This is a genomic window from Geodermatophilus obscurus DSM 43160 (assembly GCF_000025345.1).
GTDB classification, from domain to species: domain Bacteria; phylum Actinomycetota; class Actinomycetes; order Mycobacteriales; family Geodermatophilaceae; genus Geodermatophilus; species Geodermatophilus obscurus.
In genome coordinates, this window is record NC_013757.1 from 5,249,772 (window position 1) to 5,270,730 (window position 20,959).

Sequence of the window (20,959 nt, forward strand, 5' to 3'; positions counted from 1 at the left end):
CCCCGTTGCACGTGTCAACCAGGGGTCCCGAGGGGCAGGGAGGGGCCCATGGAGAACCGCACACTGGGACAGCTGACCGTCTCCGCCCAGGGCCTGGGCTGCATGGGGATGAGCGAGTTCTACGGCACCGGCGACCAGGCGGAGGCCGAGCGCACCATCCAGCGGACACTCGACCTCGGCATCACCTTCCTCGACACCGCGGACATGTACGGCCCGTTCACCAACGAACGGCTGGTCGGCAAGGCCATCGCCGGCCGGCGCGACGAGGTCGTGCTGGCCACCAAGTTCGGCAACGAGCGCGGCGAGGACGGCTCCTTCCGCGGCATCAACGGCACGCCGGACTACGTGCGGCGCGCCTGCGACGCCTCGCTGCAGCGACTCGGCGTCGACGACATCGACCTCTACTACCAGCACCGGGTCGACAGCACCGTGCCGGTCGAGGACACCTGGGGCGCGCTGCGGGAGCTCGTCGAGGCCGGGAAGGTCCGGCACGCCGGCATCTCCGAGGCCGCGCCGGAGACCATCCGCCGGGCGCACGCGGTGCAGCCGGTGACCGCCGTCCAGACCGAGTACTCGCTGTGGTCCCGCGACCCCGAGGACGACGGCGTGCTGGCCACCTGCGCCGAGCTCGGCATCGGCTTCGTCGCCTACTCACCGATCGGCCGCGGGTTCCTCTCCGGCCAGATCCGCAGCATCGACGACCTGGCGCCCGGCGACTACCGGCGGAACAGCCCGCGCTTCCAGGGCGAGAACTTCACGAGGAACCTCGAGCTGGTCGACCGGGTCCGCGAGATCGCCGACGAGAAGGGCGTGACCGCCACCCAGCTGGCGCTGGCCTGGGTCATGGCGCAGGGCGACCGCGCCGGCAACCCGGGCATCGTGCCGATCCCGGGCACCAAGCGGGTGGCCTACCTGGAGGAGAACGCCGCGGCCACCGACGTCCGGCTGACCGACGACGACCTGCGCCGGCTCGACGACGCGGCCCCGGCCGGCGCGACGGCGGGCGACCGCTACGCGGACATGTCCACCGTGCACCGCTGAGGAAGGAGAAGGACCACCCTTCCCCCCGCGCCTCGCAGGCTCGGCGCGGGCCCTGAAGGGCGGCCGTTCCATCACGTCACCGGCTCGCGGCGGGGCCCTGCTAGGGGGCCGTTCCAGTACCTCACCAGGCTCGCGGCGAGCCCCTGGACGGGGCCCGGTCCGGGACGGCGCCCGCGGGGCCCTGATGGGGAGCCGCGCCCTGCGCGGGAGGATGGCACCCGTGCCCGACACCACCGCTGCGGGGCCTCCCCGGTGACGCCCGTGCTGGTGGTCGCGGTGACCGTCACCGCCGCGCTGCTCGCGCTGGCCGGGATCGCCTCGACCCTCGCCGGGCGGCGGATCGGCCTGCTGCACCTGTGGGGCGCGGCGCTGCTGGAGGTCGTGCTGCTGGTCCAGGCGGTGCTCGCCGTCGTCCTGCTGGTCCGCGGGGACCGCCCGGCCGACACCCCGACGTTCCTCGGCTACCTGGCCGGCATCGTGCTGCTGCCGGTCGCGGGGGCGCTGTGGGCGCGGTCCGAGCCGACCCGGTGGGCGGGCACCGTGCTCGCGGTGGCCGCCGGTGCCGTCGGCGTCATGGTCTGGCGGCTGCAACAGCTGTGGGAGGCGACGGGTGGCTGAGGCGACGGGGGACCGGCCGGCGGGGGAGCGGCCCACGGCCGCCGGCGGGCCCGGACGGGTGCTCGTCGCGGTGTACGGCGTCTTCGCCCTGGCCGCCGGCGCGCGGGCCGCCGTCCAGCTCGCGACCCGATTCGCGGAGGCGCCGGTCGCCTACCTGCTGTCCGCGCTGGCCGCGGTGGTCTACGTGGTGGCGACCGTGGCCCTCGCTCGCGGCGGGCGCCGTACCGCGCTGGTCGCGATCACCGTCGAGCTCGTCGGCGTCCTCGTCGTCGGCACGCTGTCGCTGCTGGACCCGGCCGCGTTCCCCGACGAGACGGTGTGGTCAGCGTACGGCCGCGGCTACCTGTTCGTCCCGCTGGTGCTGCCGGTGCTCGGGCTGCTCTTCCTGCGCCGGCAGGCCCGGCGCTAGGACTCCTCGGCGGCGAGCAGAGGCGGCGGACACGACCGCTGGGTGGTGTGTACCTGAGGCGCGTCACGGGGCGGGAACGCGCCGCAGGTGCACACCACCGCCGAGCAGCGGGCTGAGGCGGCGGTGGCCTCCTAGAACTCCCCGCCCCCGAAGTCGCCCCCGAAGTCCCCACCGAAGTCGCCGCCCGGGTCGGCGCCCCCGGCGAGATCCCCACCCGGGTCGCCGCCGTAGTCGCCGTCCCCACCCGCGCCGTCCTCGTAGCCCTGGGCGTAGGCCTCCTCGTCCCCGCCGCCGAACAGGCCGCCGTCGCCGAGGCCGGTGTCGAACAGCGCGTCGGCGACCGCGGTGCCGACCACCAGGCCGCCCACGGTGCCGAGCAGGCTGGCGCCCAGGGTGCTGCCGAAGCTGGGCCCGCCGTAGCCCCGGCCGTACCCGGAGCCGTAGCCGCCGCCGTACCCCGGGCCGGAACCGCCGCCCCCGAAGCCGCCGCCGAAGGCCCGCTCCAGCGTGCCGGGCTGACGCACCTCGGCACGCGTCGCCGCGCGGGCGAGGGAGCGCGGGTCGTCCGAGCGCGGCCGCTCCGAGGAGGGCACCGCGGCGGCGAGCTGGACCAGCACCTCCTGCCGCTGCTGTGGCGTGAGCTGGGCGAACGCCTCGGCGTGCGCCTCCTCGATCTGGTCCGGCGGCGCGGTACGCAGCAGGTAGCGGTAGCGCTCGATGGCCTGCTGGTCGGTGGGCGCACCGCCCTGCGCTCCGCCGTGCGGCGCGGGCGGCGGCTGGTACCCGCCGTACTGCTGCGTGGCCTGGTACCCGTCGTACCCCTGCTGGTACCCGTGGTCGGAGCCGGATCGGCGGCGGCCGAGCAGCCGGTCGAGCAGTCCCATGGCGATCGTCTCCTCCAGTGGGGGAACGGCGTACCCCGCCGGAGGGGTTCCCGCGGGGCCGCCGCCCACACCTCGCGCACCCCAACCGCAGGTCAGACGGGGGACCCGTGGTGGCCGGGCGCGAAGTCGCGCGGTTACTGTCGTGCCCGTGCCGGCCGAGCGGGACCGACCGCGGGACCAGTCCCTCCTCCAGCGTCCCGACGGCGTCGTGGGCCGCGAGGAGGCCGGCGTGGTCAGCGCCGCCACCGCCGTCCTCTCCGAGCGCGCCGGCACCTCGTCGACCGCGCTGCCCGGCGTGCTGTCCGACGTCCCGGTGGCCGTGCTGCTCATCGACCGCAGTGCCGGAGCCGTGACCTACGCCAACACCGCCGCGGTGGAGCTGGCCGGCAACGTCCGCCTCCCCGTCGACATCGACACGTGGGGCGCCTCGGTCGGCCTCACCGACCTGGGCGGACGACCCCTGGCCAGCACGTCCGGCCCGCTGTCGCTGGTCGCCCAGGGCCTGCCGGTCACCGGCGAGGCGGTGCGGATGACGCCCGGTCAGGGCCACCGGGACGGCGACCGGCGCGACCAGCTGCTCTGGGTCACCGGCTTCCCGCTGTCCCGGCCCGACGGCGACGAGCACCTGTCCCTGGTCGTCTTCCTCGAGGTGGAGGGCGGGTCCGACCCGGCCGGCGAGCAGCTCCAGGCGCTGCGCGAACGGGCGGTCGTCGCCACCGACATCGCCTTCACCATCACCGACCCCCGCCAACCGGACGACCCGCTGGTCTGGGTCAACCCCTCCTTCGGCCGCATCACCGGCTACTCCTACGAGGAGGCGGTGGGCCGGAACTGCCGCTTCCTGCAGGGCCCGGCCACCGACCCCGCAACCGTCGCGGAGATCCGGGCCGCGCTGCGCGCGCGGCAGGCGATCACCACGACGCTGCTGAACCACCGCAAGGACGGCACCGCCTTCTGGAACCAGCTGTCGGTCAGCCCGGTCTTCGACGGCGAGGGCGAGCTGGTCAGCTTCGTCGGCGTGCAGACCGACGTGACCGAGCGGGTGCGGGTCGAGCGTGAACGGGAGGAGGCGTTCGCCGCCGAGCAGACCGCCCGACAGGAGGCCGAGCTGGCCCGGGCGACCGCCGAGCGGGCGCAGGCCGACGCCGAGCGGGCGCGCGCCGACGCCGAGCGCATGCAGGGCCGCCTCGCGCTGATGGCCGAGGCGACGAGCACGCTCATCGCCACGCTCGACCTCACCGACGTCCTCGACCGGCTGGCCCGGCTGTGCGTGCCCCTGCTCGCCGACTGGGTGTTCATCACCCTGGTCGACGACACCGGGACCGTCCGCGAGACCGCCTCCCGCCACCGCGACGGCTTCGCCGACGAGCTGCGCCTGCTGGCCACCCAGCACGTCGGGCACCTGCCCGAGGTCTCCCCGACCCGGCGCAGCTTCGCCACGTCGCGACCGGTGCTGGTCCAGCACGCCGCAGCGGGGCTGGACGGGCTCTTCAGCTCCGCGGCGACCCGCGAGGCGGCCGAGCGGCTGGGGATGGGGTCGCTGCTCGCCGTCCCGATGGTCGCCCGCCGGCGCACCCGCGGCGCCATCCTGCTGGGGCGCCGCGACACCGAGCGCCCCTTCGACCAGGAGGACGTCGACCTCGCCGAGGACCTCGCCCGCCGCGCCGCCCTGGCGATGGACAACGTGCGCCTCTACCAGCAGGAGCACACCGTCGCCGACACGCTGCAGCGGTCGCTGCTGCCGGAGCTGCCGGTGATCCCCGGGGTGGAGTCGGCCGCGCACTACGTCAGCGCCTCGACGGCGGCCGACGTGGGCGGTGACTTCTACGACCTGCTGCACCTGCCCGACGGCTCGATCGGCGTGGTGATCGGCGACGTCGTGGGCCACGACGTCGCGGCCGCCGCGGCGATGGGACACCTGCGCGGGCTCATCCGGGCGTGCGCGTGGGAGGCCCCCGACCCCGACCCCGCCGCCGTCCTCGCGCGGGTGGACCGGCTGGTGCAGGGACTGGAGGTGGCCTCGATGGCCACGATGGTCTACGCGCGGGCGGTGCCCCCGGCGGAGGGCGGCGCACCGTGGCGGGTGCACCTGGCCAGCGCCGGCCACCCGCCGCCGCTGCTGCGCACGCCCGACGGGGAGGTGCAGCTGCTGGACGGGGTGACCGGCCTGCTGATCGGCGTCGACGGCAGCCTGCCCCGCCGGTCGACGGCGATCGACCTGCCCCGCGAGGCCACCCTGCTGGCCTACACCGACGGCCTCATCGAGCGCCCCGGCACCGACCTCGACGAGGGCATCGCCGAGCTGGTCGAGCGCCTGGTCGCCGCCCCGGCCGGCGCCGGCCCCCGGCAGCTGTGCGACGCCGCGGTCGCCGGCTCCCTGGACGGTCGGGACGACGTCGCGCTGATCGCCGTCCGGTTCTGCTAGGCCGGCCCGCCTACCCCTCGGCCGCGCGGGTCTCCAGCAGGCCGTAGGCGCCGCGGTGGAACAGCAGCGGCCGCCGTCCCGGGTCGGCACCCAGGTCGAGCACCCGGGCCGCGACGAGGGTGTGGTCGCCGCCGTCGTACTCCGCCCACAGCTCGCAGTCGATCCAGGCGACGACGTCGTCGAGCACCGGCTGGCCCGACGGGCTGGGCCGCCACGACACCCCGGCGAACTTGTCGACGGCGGAGCGGGCGAACCGGGCCGACAGCTCGACCTGGTCCTCGGCGAGCACGTTGACGCAGAAGCGGCCGAGCGCGCGCAGCCGCGGCCAGGTGCGGGACGTCCGCGCGGGCGCGATGGCGACCAGCGGCGGGTCCAGCGACAGCGAGCTGAACGACTGGCAGGTGAAGCCGATCGGCTCCTCCTCGCCCTGGGCGGTCACCACGGTGACGCCGGAGGCGAAGTGGCCGAGGACGTCGCGCATGGTGCGGGGGTCGACCGCACTCCCCCCGGACGGCGGCTGGCTCATGACGTCCAGCCAACCACGGGGACGCGCGTCACCGGGCCGGGTCCCCGGGTCCGGTTCCGCCCCCGGTCCGCTCCTCGTCCGCCACGCCGCTGCTCGCCTCCGCGCTCGTTCGGCTCTCGCCCGCCGGCGCTCGCTCGCTGTCGGCTCGGGAGCTTCCTGCGGTGCTGCCGGCGGCCTCACCCGACGGTCGCCGGGCGGGGCACCGAGCGTCCGCCCGCCCGGTAGAGCGAGCCGGGCAGCGGGCGGCCCACGGCCTGCTCGGTGACCCGGGCGGCGGCGAGGACGGCGTCGAGGTCGATCCCGGTGCGCACGCCGGACTCCTCGAGCATGTAGACCAGCTCCTCGGTGGCGATGTTGCCGCTGGCACCCGGCGCGAACGGGCACCCGCCCAGGCCGCCGACCGAGGAGTCCAGCTGGGTCACCCCCGCCTGGACGGCGGCCAGCGCGTTGGCCTGCCCGGTGCCGCGGGTGTCGTGGAAGTGGACGCCGACCTCGACGCCGGGGCAGGCCCGGCGGACGGCGTCGAGCAGCTGCACCACCCGCATCGGGGTGGTCGTGCCGATGGTGTCGCCCAGGCACAGCCGGTCGGCCCCGGCGGTGACGACGGCGCGGGCGACGTCCACGGTGCGGGGGATCGGCGTGCGGCCGTCGAAGGGGCAGTCCCAGGCGGTGGCGACCACCACCTCCAGCGACCCGCCGGCGCCATGGGCCAGGGCGGCGATCTCGCCGACCGCCGCGACGGCCTCGGCGGTGGAGCGGCCGGCGTTGGCCCGGCTGTGCCCGTCGGAGGCGGAGACGACGTACTCGAGGTGGGCGACCCCGGCGTCCACCGCCCGGGTGGCGCCGCGGGCGTTCGCGACCAGGGCGGAGAAGTGCACGCCCTGGAAGGAGGAGAGCTCGGCGGCCAGCTGGTCGGCGTCGGCCAGTGCCGGGACCGCCTTGGGCGAGACGAAGGAGGTCACCTCGATCCGGCGGACGCCGGTGGCCACGAGCGCCTCCAGCATCGCCAGCTTGCCCTCCAGCGGCACCGGCGCCTCCAGCTGCAGGCCGTCGCGCATGCCGACCTCGCGGACGTCCACGGTCGCGGGCAGCACCAGGTCGAACTCGTTCATGGGTCCTCCTCGGTCGATCACATGACATCCTGCCCCGGCGCCGGGTTCCACGTGGAACCACTCGGACGCTCTCGGGCCGAAGAGCTGCAGCAACGGGTCGTGTCGGCGCAGGATGACCGGCACGGAGGTGGGATGTGACCGATGCGGCGGACACGCTGCCCCCGGCTGATCGCCGGAGCGCGTTCGCCAACGCGCCCATGGGGATCGCGCTCGCCACGCCGGCCGGTCTCATCGTCGACGCCAACCCGGCACTGGCGGCGATGCTCGCGTACACCTCCGAGGAGCTCTACGGCCGCTCGATGCTCGACCTCGTCCACCCCGACAACCGCCAAGCCGCCATCGAGGCGTTCGCCGAGCTCCTCGAGGAGCGCAAGAGGATGCGGCACGAGACCCGGCTGGTGCGGGCGGACGGCGGTGTCGTGCCGGTGCAGGTCACCTCGTCCTGGGTGCCGGAGACCCCGGAGGGCGACCCTCCGCACGTGGTGGCGATCGTCGAGGACATCACCGACCGCAAGCGCCTGGAGGCCGCACTGGTGCACCGGTCGCTGCACGACCCGCTCACCGGCCTGCCCAACCGGGCCCTGTTCACCGACCGGCTCCAGCACGCCCTCGAGCGGGGTCGCCGCGAGCGGACGCCGACCAGCCTGCTGGGCGTCGACCTCGACAGCTTCAAGACGATCAACGACGTCCACGGTCACCCGGTCGGCGACGCGGTGCTCATCGCCTTCGCCGAGCGGCTGACCTCGGTGCTGCGTGCCAGCGACACGGCAGCCCGGGTCGGCGGGGACGAGTTCAGCATCGTCTGCGAGAACAGCGGGCGGGCCGACGCCGAGGCGCTCGCCACCCGGCTGCGGGACCGGGTGAACGAGCCGCTGCAGCTGGCCGGCGGGCTGACCATCCCGCTGTCGATCAGCATCGGGATCGGCACCGTGGAGGGCGGCATCGACCCCGAGCGGGCGTTCGGGGGACTGGTGCGGGAGGCCGACGACGCGATGTACGTCGACAAGGCCGCGCGGCGGGGCTGAAGGACCCTCCTACCCCCCGCCACCCACAGGCTCGCCGGACCCTGCAGGAGAGCCGTTCCAGCGGGTGACGACGTCGGCGAAGGCGGCCGCGGCGTGCTCCACCTCGGCGACCTCCACGTACTCGTCGACGGCGTGCATCACCGCGGGGGTGCCCGGGCCCCACACGACGATCGGTGCGCCGCCGACCACCTGCACGAGCACCGAGGCGTCGGTGAAGTACGTGGCCGGGGTGGGCAGAGCCGGCGCGGGCAGCGAGGCCACCCACGGGTCGTCGGCGGGGGTACCGACGGGCGGCAGGTCCACGCGCACCTCGACGTCGGCCACCTCGGGCTGCTCCCGCCACCAGGCCAGCAGCTCGTCGCCGGGGGCCACGGTCCGCATGTCGACGACCGCCTCGGCGCGGTCGGGGACCACGTTCGGCACGGTGCCGCCGGTGACGACCCCGGGGTTCCAGGTCTCCGTGCCGAGGAAGGCGTCGCTCCGCAGCGGGAGCGCCCCACCGGCCCGGCCGAGGACGGCGACCAGGTCGAGGACGGCGTTGTGCCCGCGCTCGGGCGTGCTGCCGTGCGCGGCGCGGCCCGCGGTGCGGACGGCGAGCCACAGCGCGCCCTTGTGGCCGAGGACCACCTGGTTGCCGGTCGCCTCGGGGACGACCACCGCCCCCACCGGCAGCTCGGCGACCGCCGCGGCCGCGGCGGCGGCGCCCTTCGAGCCGATCTCCTCGTCGCTGGTGAGCAGCAGCGCCACGGGGGTCCCGGGGTCCGCCGTGGCGAGCGCAGCCGCGGCGGCGACCACGCCGGCCTTCATGTCGCTCCCTCCGCGGCCCCACACCCGCCCCTCCTCGAGGTCCGCGCCGAACGGGTCGCGCTGCCAGGCTCCGGGGTCGGCCGCCGGGACGGTGTCGACGTGGCAGGCGAGCAGCAGCTGCCGGCGGCCGGGGTCGGCCGGGGTCCGCAGCAGGGTCCAGGGGTGGTCCCGGTCTCGCCCCTCGATCACCTGCAGGTGCGGGGCGTGGCCGCGCAGCACGTCGGTCAGCGTGCCGAGCACGTCGCGCTGGGCGGCCGCGTCGCCGGACACCGTCGTCCGGCCGACCAGTTCCCGCACCAGCGCGACCACGTCGAGGACAGGAGCCGTCATGCCCCGATCCTGCCCCCACGGCCCCCCGATGGCGCGGGACACAGGCCTGGGCCCAGCGCAGGCCCGAGGCGGCGCCCGGCGACGGGTCCCCGAGGATCGGGGACGGCACCGGGCCGGGGTGGACCGGTCGCGGGGCCCCGGAGGGTCCCCGACCGGGACACGGGCAGCGGCTCCGAGGCGGTCGGGGACGGCACCTGGCCGTGGTGCGGTCCGGAGGACCGCGATGTCACCGTGGTGCGGTCCGGTAGGACCGCGGTGTCACCGTCAGACGAGTGCGCGCCCGACGGCGACGGCGCGGGTGTCGGGGGCGGCGATCCGCACCGCGTCGGCGGCCTGGTCGTCGGCGGCCTCCTGCGAGCGGCGCTCGGCCTCGACCCGGGCCCGGTAGCTGTCGACCTCGTTGCGGATCCGCGCCTCGTCCCAGCCCAGGACGCCGGCCACCGCCCGCGCGACCGGCTCGGCGGACTCCACGCCCCGGTGCGGCGTCTCGATCGAGATGCGGGTGCGCCGGGCCAGCAGGTCGTCGAGGTGCAGCGCACCCTCGTGCGAGGCGCCCCACACCATCTCGACCATCAGGTACTCCTCCGCCCCGGACACCGGCTCCAGCAGGGAGCGGTCGTCGGCGGCCAGCCCGAGCACCTCGGGGGTCTCCGAGCCGTAGCGGTTGAGCAGGTGCTCGGCACGGAAGTGCGGGATGCCCCAGCGCTCGCTGAGCCCGTGCAGCTGGTTGACCATCGCGTGGTAGCCCTCGGCGCCGACCAGCGGGATGTTCTCGGTGACGCTCGGCGGCACCGAGCGGGTGACGTCGTCGGCGACGGCGTCCACCGCGTCGGCGGCCATCGGCCGGTAGGTCGTGTACTTGCCACCGGCCACCGCCACCACACCGGGCATCGGCCGGGCGACCGCGTGCTCGCGGGAGAGCTGGCTGGTGACCTCCGACTCGCCGGCCAGCAGCGGGCGCAGCCCGGCGTAGACGCCGGTGATGTCGTCGTGGCTGAGCGGGACGGCGAGCACCTGGTTGACGTGCTCGAGGATGTAGTCGATGTCGGCCCGCGACGCGGCCGGGTGGGCCTTGTCGAGGTCCCAGTCGGTGTCCGTCGTCCCGACGATCCAGTGGCTGCCCCAGGGGATGACGAACAGCACCGACTTCTCGGTGCGCAGGATCAGCCCCGTCTCGCCGTTGATGCGGTCGCGCGGCACGACGATGTGCACGCCCTTGCTGGCGCGCACGTGGAAGCGGCCGCGCCCGCCGACGAGGGTCTGGATGTCGTCGGTCCACACGCCGGTGGCGTTGACCACGACCTCGGCCTGCACGTCGACCTCGCGCCCGGTCTCGACGTCGCGGACCCGCACACCGGTGACCCGGCCGCCGGCGTGGTGGAACTTCACGACCTCGGCGGAGTTGAGGACGGTCGCGCCGTAGGCGGCGGCGGTGCGCGCGACGCTGAGGGTGTGCCGGGCGTCGTCGGCCTGGGCGTCGTAGTAGCGGACGGCGCCGACCAGGGCGTCGGGCTTGAGCGCGGGGAAGAGCTTGCGCGCGCCGGTCCGGGTCAGGTGCCGCTGCGGGGGCAGCGGGGTCGACAGCGCGCCGACGCGGGCCAGCCCGTCGTAGAGGGTGAGCCCCGCGGTCACGTACGGCCGTTCCCAGTGGCGGGTGAGCGGGTAGAGGAACGGCACCGGCTTGACCAGGTGCGGGGCCAGCCGGGTGACGCTCAGGTCGCGCTCGTGGAGGGCCTCGCGCACCAGGCCGAAGTCGAAGGACTCCAGGTAGCGCAGCCCGCCGTGGAACAGCTTGGACGAGCGGGAGGACGTGCCGCTGGCGAAGTCACGGGCCTCGACCAGCGCCGTGCGCAGGCCGCGGGTCGCCGCGTCGAGGGCGACGCCGGCACCGGTGACCCCGCCGCCGACGACGAGGACCTCGAACGGCTGCTCGGCCAACTCGGCCCAGGCTCGTGCACGCCGCTCGGGACCGAGGGCGGGGACTACGGGCATGCCGACTCCTCCTGCAGGAACTGCTCCGTCTCAACGGTAGGCCGGTGCTGCAGGCCGGTCGACGTCGCTCGTTCGACATCGTCGTACACGCAGGGCCTAGGGTGACCGGCCGTGCCCGGCACCGTGCAGTCCATCGAACGCGCCGCCACCCTGCTGCACGCCATCGTCGAGTCCGGCGGTCAGATGGGCGTGACCGAGCTCGCGGCCGCCGTCGGGCTGCCCAAGACGACGACCCACGGCCTGCTGCGCACGCTGCTGTCGGTGGGCTTCGTCGAGCAGGACCCGCGCACCGGCCGGTACGCGCTCGGTGCCGGCCTGCTGGGCCTGGGCTCGCACTACCTCGACGCCAACGAGTTGCGGTCCCGGGCGTCGAACTGGGCCGACTCGCTGGCCGCCCGCAGCGGGTTCGCCGTCCGGCTGGGAACGCCGGCCGGCCTGCAGGTCGTCGTCGTCCACCACGTCTTCCGGCCCGACGACTCACCGCAGGAGCTGGAGGTCGGGTCGGTGCTGCCCGCGCACGCGACCGCGGTCGGGAAGGTGCTGCTGGCCAGCCGGCCCGCGCTGGCCCGGGCGCTGGCCGACGCCCGGCTCGAGGCGCTCACCCCGCGCACCGTCGTCGAACCGGCGGCGCTGCTGGCCGAGCTGCAGACCGCCCGCGCCCGCGGCTGGGCCGAGCAGCTCGGCGAGTACCGGCTGGGCGTGGGCGGGATGGCCGCGCCGGTGCACGGCCCGGGCGGCCTGGTGGTCGGGGCCCTGGGCGTCAGCGGCCCGGTCGAGGAGCTGTTCGCGAAGGGGGCGCGGCCGGCGCTGCGGACGATGGTCGTCGAGGCCGCGGCCGCCGTCTCGCGAGAGCTGCTGGCATGACCGAGCGGTACGTGCTCGCGGTGGACCAGGGGACCACCTCGACCCGGTCGATCGTGTTCGACCGCGCCGGCCGGCTGGTCGCGGTCCGCCAGCGCGAGCACCGGCAGCACTTCCCGCGGCCGGGCTGGGTCGAGCACGACCCGGAGGAGATCTGGGCGAACACGCAGCTCACCGCCGCGCAGGCGCTGCGCGACGTGGCCGGCGCACCCGGGCAGGTGGTGGCGCTGGGCATCGCCAACCAGCGGGAGACGACGGTGGTCTGGGACCGCGCCACCGGCCGGCCGCTGGTGCGCGCACTGGTCTGGCAGGACACCCGCACCGGGCCGCTGGTGGAGCAGCTGGCCGCCCGGCCGGAGGCCGCGATCGTGCGCGAGCGCACCGGGCTGGAGCTGGCCGGGTACTTCGCCGGCCCGCGGCTGCGCTGGGTGCTCGACGCCGTCCCCGGCGCGCGGGCGCGGGCCGAACGCGGGGAGCTGCTGTTCGGCACGATGGAGAGCTGGCTGGTCTGGAACCTCACCGGGGGGACCGACGGCGGGGTGCACGTCACCGACGTCACCAACGCCAGCCGGACCCTGCTCATGGACGTGCGCCGCTGCTGCTGGGATCCCGACCTGCTCGACTTCTTCGGCGTCCCCGCGGCGATGCTGCCGGAGATCCGCCCGTCGGTCGGCGTGCTGGGCACCGCGAGCGCCCTGCCGGTGCCGCTGCCCATCAGCGGGGCGCTCGGTGACCAGCAGGCGGCGCTGTTCGGGCAGACCTGCTTCGCGCCCGGCGAGGCCAAGTGCACCTACGGCACCGGCAGCTTCCTGCTGCAGAACACCGGCACCGGCCTGGTGCGCTCCCGGCACGGGCTGATCAGCACGGTGGCCTACCAGCTGGCGGGGGAGCCGGTCCACTACGCGCTGGAGGGCTCGATCGCCGTCACCGGCGCCCTGGTGCAGTGGCTGCGCGACAGCCTCGGGCTGATCGGCTCGGCGGCCGAGGTGGAGACCCTCGCCCGCACCGTCTCGGACAACGGCGGGTGCTACATCGTCCCGGCGTTCTCCGGGCTGCTCGCCCCGCACTGGGAGGGCCGCGCGCGCGGGCTGGTCGCCGGCCTGACCTCCTACGTCACCAAGGGCCACCTGGCCCGGGCGGTGCTGGAGGCGACCGGGTGGCAGACGCGGGACGTCGTCCGGGCAATGGACGCCGACTCCGGCCTGCCGATGGAGGCGCTGCGCGTGGACGGCGGGATGACCACCAACAACCTGCTGATGCAGTTCCTGGCCGACGTGCTCGGCAGCCCGGTGGTGCGTCCGATGGTGGGGGAGACGGTCTCCCTGGGCGCGGCCTACGCGGCGGGGCTCGCCGTCGGGGTGTGGTCGGACACCGGAGCGCTGCGGCGCAACTGGCACCGCTCGGCGCAGTGGGTGCCCGACCCGGGCCGGGTCGCCGCGCTGGACGCCGTCTATCCGGAGTGGGAGCGCGCGGTGCAGCTGAGCATCGCCTGGGGCGAGCGGCGCTGACCGGGTCGGGTTGTCCGACATCGTCGTACGGACCCCGTTGTCCGCCTCCCACCTGTGTGAATAGCGTCACCCGCCCCGGCCGTCGTCCGGGCGGGGCCGATCGGGCGCCGCTCCGGGGCCCACGCATCAACGGTGATGAGGAGCAGCGCATGAGCCTGTGGACAGTCTTCGGCAGCGAGGTCGTCGGGACCGGCGTCCTGATACTCCTCGGCGTCGGGGTGGTCGCCAACGTCGTCCTCCCGGGGACGTACGGCAACGGGGCCAACTGGCTGCTCATCAACTTCGGCTGGGGCATCGCCGTGTTCGCCGGCGTCTACGCCGGCGCGAGCTCCGGGGCGCACATCAACCCAGCGGTCACCCTGGGCCTCGCGGTGAGCGGCGCGGACGAGTACGCGCCGGGCGTGCCCATCACCCTGGCGTCGTCCCTCGTCTACGTCATCGGACAGCTGATCGGCGCGTTCCTCGGCGCCGTCGTCGCCTGGCTGGCCTACCGGGCGCACTACGACGCGGCGACCGAGCCGGTGCTCGGCACCTTCTCCACCGGGCCGGCCATCAAGAGCACCGCGGACAACGTGATGACCGAGGTCGTCGGCACGTTCGTCCTCGTCTACATCATCCTGCGCTTCGGGGACACGCCCAGCGAGCTCGGACCGCTCGCGGTGGCCCTGCTCGTCGTCGGCATCGGCGCCTCCCTCGGCGGGCCGACCGGCTACGCCATCAACCCCGCTCGCGACCTGGGCCCACGCATCGCGCACGCGGTGCTGCCGATCCGCGGCAAGGGGGACAGCAACTGGGGCTACGCCTGGGTGCCGATCGTCGGACCGCTGATCGGCGCCACCCTGGGCGGCCTGCTCTCGCGGGTCCCCCTCTGACCGGCCTTCCGCGAGACCCTGCACACCACCGCAACGACGCGAGAGGAACACCCGTGAGCCAGTACGTGGCAGCCATCGACCAGGGGACCACGAGCACCCGATGCATGATTTTCGACCACGACGGCGCCGTGGTCTCGGTCGGGCAGAAGGAGCACCAGCAAATCTTCCCGCGCGCCGGGTGGGTCGAGCACGACCCCGACGAGATCTGGACCAACACCCGCGAGGTGGTGGGCCAGGCGCTCGCCCGCGGCAACGTCGGGCACTCGGACGTGGTCGCCGTCGGCATCACCAACCAGCGCGAGACCACCGTCGTGTGGGACCGGAACACCGGCCGGCCGGTCTACAACGCGATCGTCTGGCAGGACACCCGCACCACGGCGATCGTCGAGCAGCTCGGCGCCCTCGGCGGCGGCGCCGACCGGTACAAGGACAAGGTCGGCCTGCCGCTGGCCACCTACTTCGCCGGGCCCAAGGTGCGCTGGATCCTCGACAACGTCGACGGCGCCCGGGAGCGGGCCGAGCGCGGTGAGCTGCTCATGGGCACCATCGACTCCTGGCTGATCTGGAACATGACCGGCGGGGCCGACGGCGGGCTGCACCTCACCGACGTCTCCAACGCCTCCCGCACGATGCTCATGGACTACCGGACGCTGGCCTGGGACGCCGACATCGCCGAGGAGATGGGCATCCCGACGTCCATGCTCCCGGAGATCCGGTCCAACTCCGAGGAGTACGGCCGGGGCCGCAAGGCCGGCTTCCTCGCCGGGGTGCCGATCGCCGGCTCGCTCGGCGACCAGCAGGCGGCCACCTTCGGCCAGGTCTGCTTCACCAAGGGCATGGCCAAGAACACCTACGGCACCGGCAACTTCATGCTGCTCAACACCGGCGAGGAGGCCGTCCCGTCGCAGAACGGCCTGCTCACGACGCTGTGCTACCAGCTCGGCGACGGCAAGCCGGTGTACGCCCTGGAGGGCTCGATCGCGGTCACCGGGTCGCTGGTGCAGTGGGTCCGGGACAACCTCGGGATGATCTCGAGCGCCCCGGAGATCGAGGACCAGGCCCGCTCGGTCGAGGACAACGGCGGCGCGTACTTCGTGCCCGCCTTCTCCGGGCTCTTCGCGCCGCACTGGCGCTCCGACGCCCGCGGCGCCATCGTCGGACTCACCCGGTACGTCAACAAGGGGCACCTGGCCCGGGCGGTGCTCGAGGCGACGGCGTACCAGACCCGCGAGGTGCTCGACGCGATGAACGCCGACTCCGGGGTCGACCTCACCGAGCTGCGGGTGGACGGCGGCATGGTCGGCAACGAGCTGCTCATGCAGTTCCAGGCCGACATCCTCGACGTCCCGGTGATCCGGCCGCAGATCGCCGAGACGACGGCGCTGGGCGCCGCCTACGCCGCCGGGCTCGCCGTCGGCTTCTGGTCCGACCTCGACGAGCTGACCGCCAAGTGGGCCGAGGACAAGCGCTGGGAGCCGCAGATGCCGGCCGAGGAGCGGGAGCGCAACTACCGCAACTGGCAGAAGGCGGTCACCAAGAGCCTCGACTGGGTCGACGAGGACGTGAAGTAGGGGCCCGGCCTCCCCGTGATCGCCGGCGGGTGGTCGTCCTCGACGGCGTGTCGAGCGACCACCCGCCGGTGATCGCCGCTCGGGTCAGCCCCCGAGCGCGGCGGTGACGACGGCCTTGGCCTCCTGCTGCACCTGCGCCAGGTGCTCGGGTCCCTTGAAGGACTCCGCGTAGACCTTGTAGACGTCCTCGGTGCCCGAGGGGCGGGCGGCGAACCAGGCGTTCCCCGTGGTCACCTTGAGCCCGCCGATCGCCGCGTCGTTGCCCGGCGCCCGGGTGAGCTTGGCGGTGATCGGCTCACCGGCCAGCTCGGTCGCCGTCACGTCCTCGGGGGAGAGCTTGCCCAGCGCGGCCTTCTGCTCGCGGGTCGCCGGCGCGTCGATGCGGGCGTAGGCCGACTCCCCGTACCGGGCGGTCAGCTCCGCGTGCAGCTGGGACGGCGAGCTGCCGGTGACCGCCTGGATCTCGCTGGCCAGCAGCGCCAGCAGGATGCCGTCCTTGTCCGTCGTCCACACCCCGCCGTCCCGCCGCAGGAACGACGCCCCGGCGGACTCCTCGCCGCCGAAGCCGACCGACCCGTCGAGCAGGCCGGGCACGAACCACTTGAAGCCGACCGGCACCTCGACCAGCCGCCGGCCCAGCCCGCCGACCACCCGGTCGATGAGGGACGACGACACCAGCGTCTTGCCGACCGCGACCTCGGCGCCCCACTCCGGCCGGTGGGCGAACAGGTAGGAGATCGCCACGGCGAGGAAGTGGTTGGGGTTCATCAGGCCGGCGTCGGGGGTGACGATGCCGTGCCGGTCGGCGTCGGCGTCGTTGCCGGTGGCGATCTGGAACTGCTCGCGCTTGCCGATCAGGGAGGCCATGGCCGACGGCGAGGAGCAGTCCATGCGGATCTTGCCGTCCCAGTCCAGCGTCATGAACCGCCAGGTCGGGTCGACCAGCGGGTTGACGACGGTCAGGTCGAGGCGGTGCCGCTCGGCGATGGCCCCCCAGTAGTCGACGCTGGCGCCGCCCAGCGGGTCGGCGCCGATGCGCACGCCGGCGTCGCGGACCGCATCGAGGTCGAGCACCGACGGCAGGTCCTCGACGTAGTCGCCGAGGAAGTGGTGCGGCTGCGCGGCGGCCCGGGCGCGGGCGAACGGGATTCGCTGCACGCCCTTGAGGTCGTCCTGCAGCAGCTCGTTGGCGCGGGCGGCGATGACCTTGGTCGCGTCGGTGTCGGCCGGGCCGCCGTTGGGCGGGTTGTACTTGAAGCCGCCGTCGCGGGGCGGGTTGTGCGAGGGGGTGACGATGATGCCGTCGGCCAGGCCGGAGGTCTTCCCCCGGTTGGCCCGCAGGATGGCGTGGCTGACCGCCGGCGTGGGCGTGTACCGGTCGGCGGCGTCGACCAGCACGGTCACGTCGTTGGCGACCAGCACCTCCAGCGCCGAGGCCCAGGCCGGCTCGGACAGGGCGTGGGTGTCGCGGCCGATGAACAGCGGCCCGTCGTAACCCTGGGCGGCGCGGTACTCGCAGATGGCCTGCGTGGTGGCGACGATGTGCGCCTCGTTGAACGCGCGGTCGAACGCCGACCCGCGGTGCCCGGACGTCCCGAAGGCGACCTGCTGGGCCGGGTCGGCCGGGTCCGGCTCGAGCGTGTAGTACGCGGTGACCAGCGAGGCGACGTCGACCAGATCGCTGGGGGCAGCCGGGTGTCCGGCGCGGGGGTCGGTCATACGCCGATCCTGGCCCTGCACCGGCCGCCCCCGCGACCCCGGCAGCGCTCCGTTCGAGCGCGTCAGCGGTCAGACGGAAGCGGCGAGACCGAAGGCGATGAACAGGGCGAGGAACCCCACCCCGATCCAGCCGAGCACGATGCCGGCGGTCGCCATGCCGCCGCCGGCCTCACCTCGCTCACGGATCTGGCTCTGCGCCACGTACCCGAACACCAGCGCGAGGATGCTGCCGAACCAGTACAGCCAGAGGATGCCCAGCACCATCGAGGCGATGGCGAACCCGTTGGTGGTCCGCGGTGGCGCGTACGGGTGGCCGCCGTAGGGCTGGACGTACGCGCCGGGCCCGATCCCGGGCGGGAGCGGCGGCCCCTGGTGCCCGCCGGCCGACGGGTAGCCGCCGTACGGCACGTGCTGCTGCCCCCAGGCAGCCGGACCCGGCGTGCCGTACGGGTCGCCGGCACCGGGCTGGTGCGGACCGGGGTGTGTCATCTGCTCGCTCCTGATCACTGCGTCGGTCGACCACATGGTGGCGGCCGGTGAGGGGTTCCGGGGGCGCGGCGCGCGGGCCGGCCACCCCGACTGGGGAGACCGGTTCTCGTCGGCGGGTGCGGCCGCGCCGGTCAGGAGTCGACGCGGGCGGTGTCCCGGCGCAGCGCCAGCCCGGCAAGGAGCAGGCCGCTCGCCAGGGCCGCGCCGACGCCCTCGCCGGCGCGCATCCGCAGGTCCAGCAGCGGTTCCCGGCCCAGGTCCCGGAGGACCAGCTCGTGCCCGCGCTCGCGGCTGCGCTGCCCGGCGAGCAGGACGGGCTGCACACCCGGCTCCAACCGCACGGCCACGAGGGCGGCGACCGAGGTGGCGTAGCCGTCCAGCACCACGGCCGACCCGGCCGCGGCCGCACCCAGGACCACCCCGGCGAGGACGGCGAGCTCGGGGCCGCCCAGCTCGGCGAGCGCCGCCACCGGGTCCCGGGTCAGGCCCGGGGAGCTCCGCCGGGCCCGGCGCACGGCCTCGACCACCACCTGCCGCTTGCGCGCGAGGACCTCGGCGTCGGCGCCCGAGCCCAGCCCGACGGTGTCGGCCGGGTCGGCGTCGAGCAGCCCGCACGCCAGCGCCGCCGCCACGGTGGTGTTGCCGACCCCGACCTCGCCGAGGGCCACCAGCCCCGCGGCCGCCGCTGTCCCGCCCAGGTCGCGGCCGGCCTCGAGCAACCGCCGGGCGTCGTCCGGCGTCATCGCCGCCCGGTCGACCAGGTCGCCGCGCGGGTCCAGGGGCCGGGCTCCCGCCGCACCCGGGACGGGGGCGCCGGAGACCCCGGCGTCCACGACGCGCAGGTGCAGGCCCGCCGTCCGGGCGGCCGTGGCCCCCAGCGAGCTGCCCGCGACGGCCGCGCGGACCACGTCCCGCGTCACGTCGGGGGAGTAGGCCGACACCCCGCGGCTCGCCACCGGGTGGTCGGCGGCGGCCAGCAGGAGGGTGCCGCCGGAGGTCGCGCCGCCGCCAGCCGCCACCACGCCGTCCACCGCCCGGTCCAGGACGCCGAGCGAGCCCGGCGGGGTGAGCAGCCGGTCGGCCTGGTCCCGGGCCGCGACGACCGCCTCCCGGTCCGGTGCCCGCAGGTGCGAGGTCGGGGCCGCCGGCGCCCCGGCGTCCTCGACTGGCCACCGGTCGCGCAGCACGACGTCGGACAGCGGCAGCCGCCGGGACCAGCCGGCTCGCTCCAGGCCCGGGGCGGGCGGCCGCTCGTCGGGCCAGCCCAGGCACAGCCAGCCCAGGGTCACGACGCCGTCCGGTAGGCCGAGCAGCCCGGCGAGCTCCTCGGGCCGGAACAGGGTCACCCAGCCCAGGCCCAGCCCCTCGGCCCGGGCCGTCAGCCACAGGTTCTGGATGGCTGCCGCGCAGCTCCACAGGTCGGCCTCGGGGAAGGTGGCCCGGCCCAGCACCCCGGCTGCCGGGGTGCGCCGGTCGCAGCAGACCACCACGCCGAGCGGCGCCTCGCGCACCCCCTCAAGCTGCAGGTCGAGCAGCCGGCGGGCGGCGTCCGGCTCCAGCTGCGCGGCCTGGCGCAGCCGTTCCCGGTCGGTGAGCACCGCGGCCCGGTCCCGGGTCCCGGCGTCCTGCACGACGAGGAAGCGCCACGGCTGGCTGTGCCCGACCGACGGGGCGGCGTGAGCCGCGGCCAGGACGCGCTCCAGGACGTCGCCGGGCACGGGGTCGGGCCGGAACCGCCGGACGTCGCGGCGGGCGCCGACCACCCGGTGCAGGGCGTTCCGGACCTCCTCGCCCATCGCCCAGCCGGTGGGGTCGGCGGCGCGCTGGGACGCCGAGGTCGCGTCGCCGACCAGCGGCACCGGCCGCGGCCACTCGCTGCCGGTCACCGCTCGACGCGCTCGAGGAACCGCGCGACCGTCTCCAGGAAGACCTCCGGCTGCTCGGAGTGCACCCAGTGGCCGGCGTTCTTGACCCGCACCAGGCGGGTGTTCGGGAACAGCTCCTCCATCCGGGCGCGGTCCTCGGGCAGCACGTAGTGCGACCTGGCACCCGCGACCCACAGCACCGGGCCGTCGTAGCGGGCCCCCGGCGGTGGCTCGGGGAAGCCGCGCAGCTCGCCCAGGTCGCGCTCGAGCAGCTCGAGGTTGAGCCGCCAGCGCCAGCCGCCGTCGGCCCCCACTCCCTCGCGGACCAGGCTCTGCAGCAGGAAGGAGCGCACCATCCTGCTGGGGACAGCGGCCTGCAGCGCGGCGTCGGCGTCCGCTCGCGTCTCGAGGCGGTCGAGGTCCATGGCGCGCATGGCCGCGATGAAGGCGGCGAACGGCGAGGCCTCCTCGTCCGGGTCGTCGGTGCGGCCGCCGGACAGCGGGTACTCGACCGGGGCGATGTCGACGACGACCAGCGCGCGCAGCAGCTCCGGGTGGCGCAGCGCCAGCTGCATCGACACCTTCCCGCCCATCGAGTGCCCGACGAGGGTCACCGGCTCCCCGAACGAGCGCAGCTCGGCGGCGACCAGCTCGGCCATGTCGACGTAGTCCACCCGGTCGGTCCACGGGGAGTGCCCGTGGTTGGGCAGGTCGAGGAGCGTCACGCGGTGGTCGCCGGCGAGGCCCTTGGCGATCGTCGTCCAGTTCTTGCCCTGGCCGAACAAGCCGTGCACGAACACCACCCGCGGGCCGGCCGAGCCCAGCGTCCGGCCGTGCAGCCGCTCCCCGGAGTTCGTCGTCACCCGGCGATTCCACCAGATCCCGTCGTCCCGCCGACCTACCGT

18 protein-coding genes are annotated in these 20,959 nt (G+C 75.1%); 9 read left to right on the forward strand and 9 right to left on the reverse strand.

Annotation, left to right across the window (positions count from 1 at the left end):
* The first annotated feature begins 48 nt into the window (after positions 1 to 48).
* From GOBS_RS24650 to GOBS_RS24660, 3 genes are all read left to right on the forward strand, one after another.
* Positions 49 to 1,041 carry an aldo/keto reductase gene (locus tag GOBS_RS24650; protein WP_012950980.1) on the forward strand — a complete coding sequence of 331 codons (993 nt, stop codon included), beginning with the start codon at positions 49 to 51 and terminating at the stop codon, positions 1,039 to 1,041.
* 261 nt (positions 1,042 to 1,302) lie between these two features.
* A complete protein-coding gene (locus GOBS_RS24655) occupies positions 1,303 to 1,659 on the forward strand; it encodes a hypothetical protein (protein WP_166487506.1) in 357 nt (118 codons plus the stop codon).
* Positions 1,652 to 2,068 carry a hypothetical protein gene (locus GOBS_RS24660; protein WP_012950982.1) on the forward strand — a complete coding sequence of 139 codons (417 nt, stop codon included), beginning with the start codon at positions 1,652 to 1,654 and terminating at the stop codon, positions 2,066 to 2,068. The genes GOBS_RS24655 and GOBS_RS24660 overlap by 8 nt, the downstream gene beginning before the upstream one ends.
* Positions 2,069 to 2,199: 131 nt before the next feature.
* Here the strand turns inward: GOBS_RS24660 and GOBS_RS24665 are convergent, their stop codons facing one another.
* Positions 2,200 to 2,952 carry a hypothetical protein gene (locus GOBS_RS24665; protein ID WP_012950983.1) on the reverse strand — a complete coding sequence of 251 codons (753 nt, stop codon included), beginning with the start codon at positions 2,950 to 2,952 and terminating at the stop codon, positions 2,200 to 2,202.
* 148 nt (positions 2,953 to 3,100) lie between these two features.
* Between GOBS_RS24665 and GOBS_RS24670 the strand changes: the two genes are divergently transcribed.
* Positions 3,101 to 5,377 (forward strand): SpoIIE family protein phosphatase, encoded by a 2,277-nt coding sequence (locus tag GOBS_RS24670; protein WP_243697598.1) that lies wholly within the window; start codon positions 3,101 to 3,103, stop codon positions 5,375 to 5,377.
* Positions 5,378 to 5,387: 10 nt separating this feature from the next.
* Here the strand turns inward: GOBS_RS24670 and GOBS_RS24675 are convergent, their stop codons facing one another.
* Entirely contained in the window at positions 5,388 to 5,903 is a 516-nt protein-coding gene (locus GOBS_RS24675; protein ID WP_012950985.1) for a flavin reductase family protein, read from the reverse strand.
* A 176-nt stretch (positions 5,904 to 6,079) separates the two neighbouring features.
* The gene (locus tag GOBS_RS24680; protein WP_012950986.1) at positions 6,080 to 7,015 is read right to left on the reverse strand and encodes a hydroxymethylglutaryl-CoA lyase; all 936 of its coding nucleotides are present in this window, start codon (positions 7,013 to 7,015) and stop codon (positions 6,080 to 6,082) included.
* Between the two features lie 134 nt (positions 7,016 to 7,149).
* Here GOBS_RS24680 and GOBS_RS24685 point away from each other — a divergent pair, with 134 nt between their 5' ends.
* Complete coding sequence (locus GOBS_RS24685; RefSeq protein WP_012950987.1) at positions 7,150 to 8,040, forward strand: diguanylate cyclase domain-containing protein; 891 nt, start codon at positions 7,150 to 7,152, stop codon at positions 8,038 to 8,040.
* Between the two features lie 9 nt (positions 8,041 to 8,049).
* On the opposite strand, the gene GOBS_RS24690 is transcribed toward GOBS_RS24685, so the two are convergent.
* Together GOBS_RS24690 and GOBS_RS24695 are read right to left on the reverse strand one after the other, a co-directional pair.
* Positions 8,050 to 9,177 (reverse strand): M20 family metallopeptidase, encoded by a 1,128-nt coding sequence (locus tag GOBS_RS24690; RefSeq protein WP_012950988.1) that lies wholly within the window; start codon positions 9,175 to 9,177, stop codon positions 8,050 to 8,052.
* A gap of 264 nt (positions 9,178 to 9,441) precedes the next feature.
* On the reverse strand, positions 9,442 to 11,169 hold the full coding sequence (locus GOBS_RS24695) for a glycerol-3-phosphate dehydrogenase/oxidase (RefSeq protein WP_012950989.1): 1,728 nt from the start codon (positions 11,167 to 11,169) through the stop codon (positions 9,442 to 9,444).
* Positions 11,170 to 11,280: 111 nt separating this feature from the next.
* On the opposite strand from GOBS_RS24695, the gene GOBS_RS24700 reads away from it, so the two are divergent.
* The 4 genes from GOBS_RS24700 (at position 11,281) to glpK (GOBS_RS24715) (ending at position 15,981) form a co-directional block, all read left to right on the forward strand.
* The gene (locus tag GOBS_RS24700) at positions 11,281 to 12,033 is read left to right on the forward strand and encodes an IclR family transcriptional regulator (RefSeq protein WP_012950990.1); all 753 of its coding nucleotides are present in this window, start codon (positions 11,281 to 11,283) and stop codon (positions 12,031 to 12,033) included.
* Positions 12,030 to 13,538 carry a glycerol kinase GlpK gene (gene glpK, locus GOBS_RS24705; RefSeq protein ID WP_012950991.1) on the forward strand — a complete coding sequence of 503 codons (1,509 nt, stop codon included), beginning with the start codon at positions 12,030 to 12,032 and terminating at the stop codon, positions 13,536 to 13,538. Before GOBS_RS24700 ends, glpK (GOBS_RS24705) begins: the two co-directional genes overlap by 4 nt.
* 149 nt (positions 13,539 to 13,687) lie before the next feature.
* Positions 13,688 to 14,410: an MIP/aquaporin family protein gene (locus GOBS_RS24710; protein WP_012950992.1), complete on the forward strand. Its 723-nt coding sequence runs from the start codon at positions 13,688 to 13,690 to the stop codon at positions 14,408 to 14,410.
* Positions 14,411 to 14,463: 53 nt separating this feature from the next.
* Complete coding sequence (gene glpK, locus GOBS_RS24715; RefSeq protein WP_012950993.1) at positions 14,464 to 15,981, forward strand: glycerol kinase GlpK; 1,518 nt, start codon at positions 14,464 to 14,466, stop codon at positions 15,979 to 15,981.
* A gap of 84 nt (positions 15,982 to 16,065) precedes the next feature.
* Here the strand turns inward: glpK (GOBS_RS24715) and pgm are convergent, their stop codons facing one another.
* The 4 genes from pgm to GOBS_RS24735 form a co-directional block, all read right to left on the reverse strand.
* Positions 16,066 to 17,700 carry a phosphoglucomutase (alpha-D-glucose-1,6-bisphosphate-dependent) gene (pgm, locus tag GOBS_RS24720; RefSeq protein ID WP_012950994.1) on the reverse strand — a complete coding sequence of 545 codons (1,635 nt, stop codon included), beginning with the start codon at positions 17,698 to 17,700 and terminating at the stop codon, positions 16,066 to 16,068.
* A gap of 69 nt (positions 17,701 to 17,769) precedes the next feature.
* Positions 17,770 to 18,189: a DUF4190 domain-containing protein gene (locus GOBS_RS24725; protein WP_049788507.1), complete on the reverse strand. Its 420-nt coding sequence runs from the start codon at positions 18,187 to 18,189 to the stop codon at positions 17,770 to 17,772.
* A 131-nt stretch (positions 18,190 to 18,320) separates the two neighbouring features.
* On the reverse strand, positions 18,321 to 20,075 hold the full coding sequence (bluB, locus tag GOBS_RS24730; protein WP_012950996.1) for a 5,6-dimethylbenzimidazole synthase: 1,755 nt from the start codon (positions 20,073 to 20,075) through the stop codon (positions 18,321 to 18,323).
* Positions 20,072 to 20,917 carry an alpha/beta fold hydrolase gene (locus GOBS_RS24735; RefSeq protein WP_012950997.1) on the reverse strand — a complete coding sequence of 282 codons (846 nt, stop codon included), beginning with the start codon at positions 20,915 to 20,917 and terminating at the stop codon, positions 20,072 to 20,074. Before GOBS_RS24735 ends, bluB begins: the two co-directional genes overlap by 4 nt.
* Between the last annotated feature and the right edge of the window lie 42 nt (positions 20,918 to 20,959).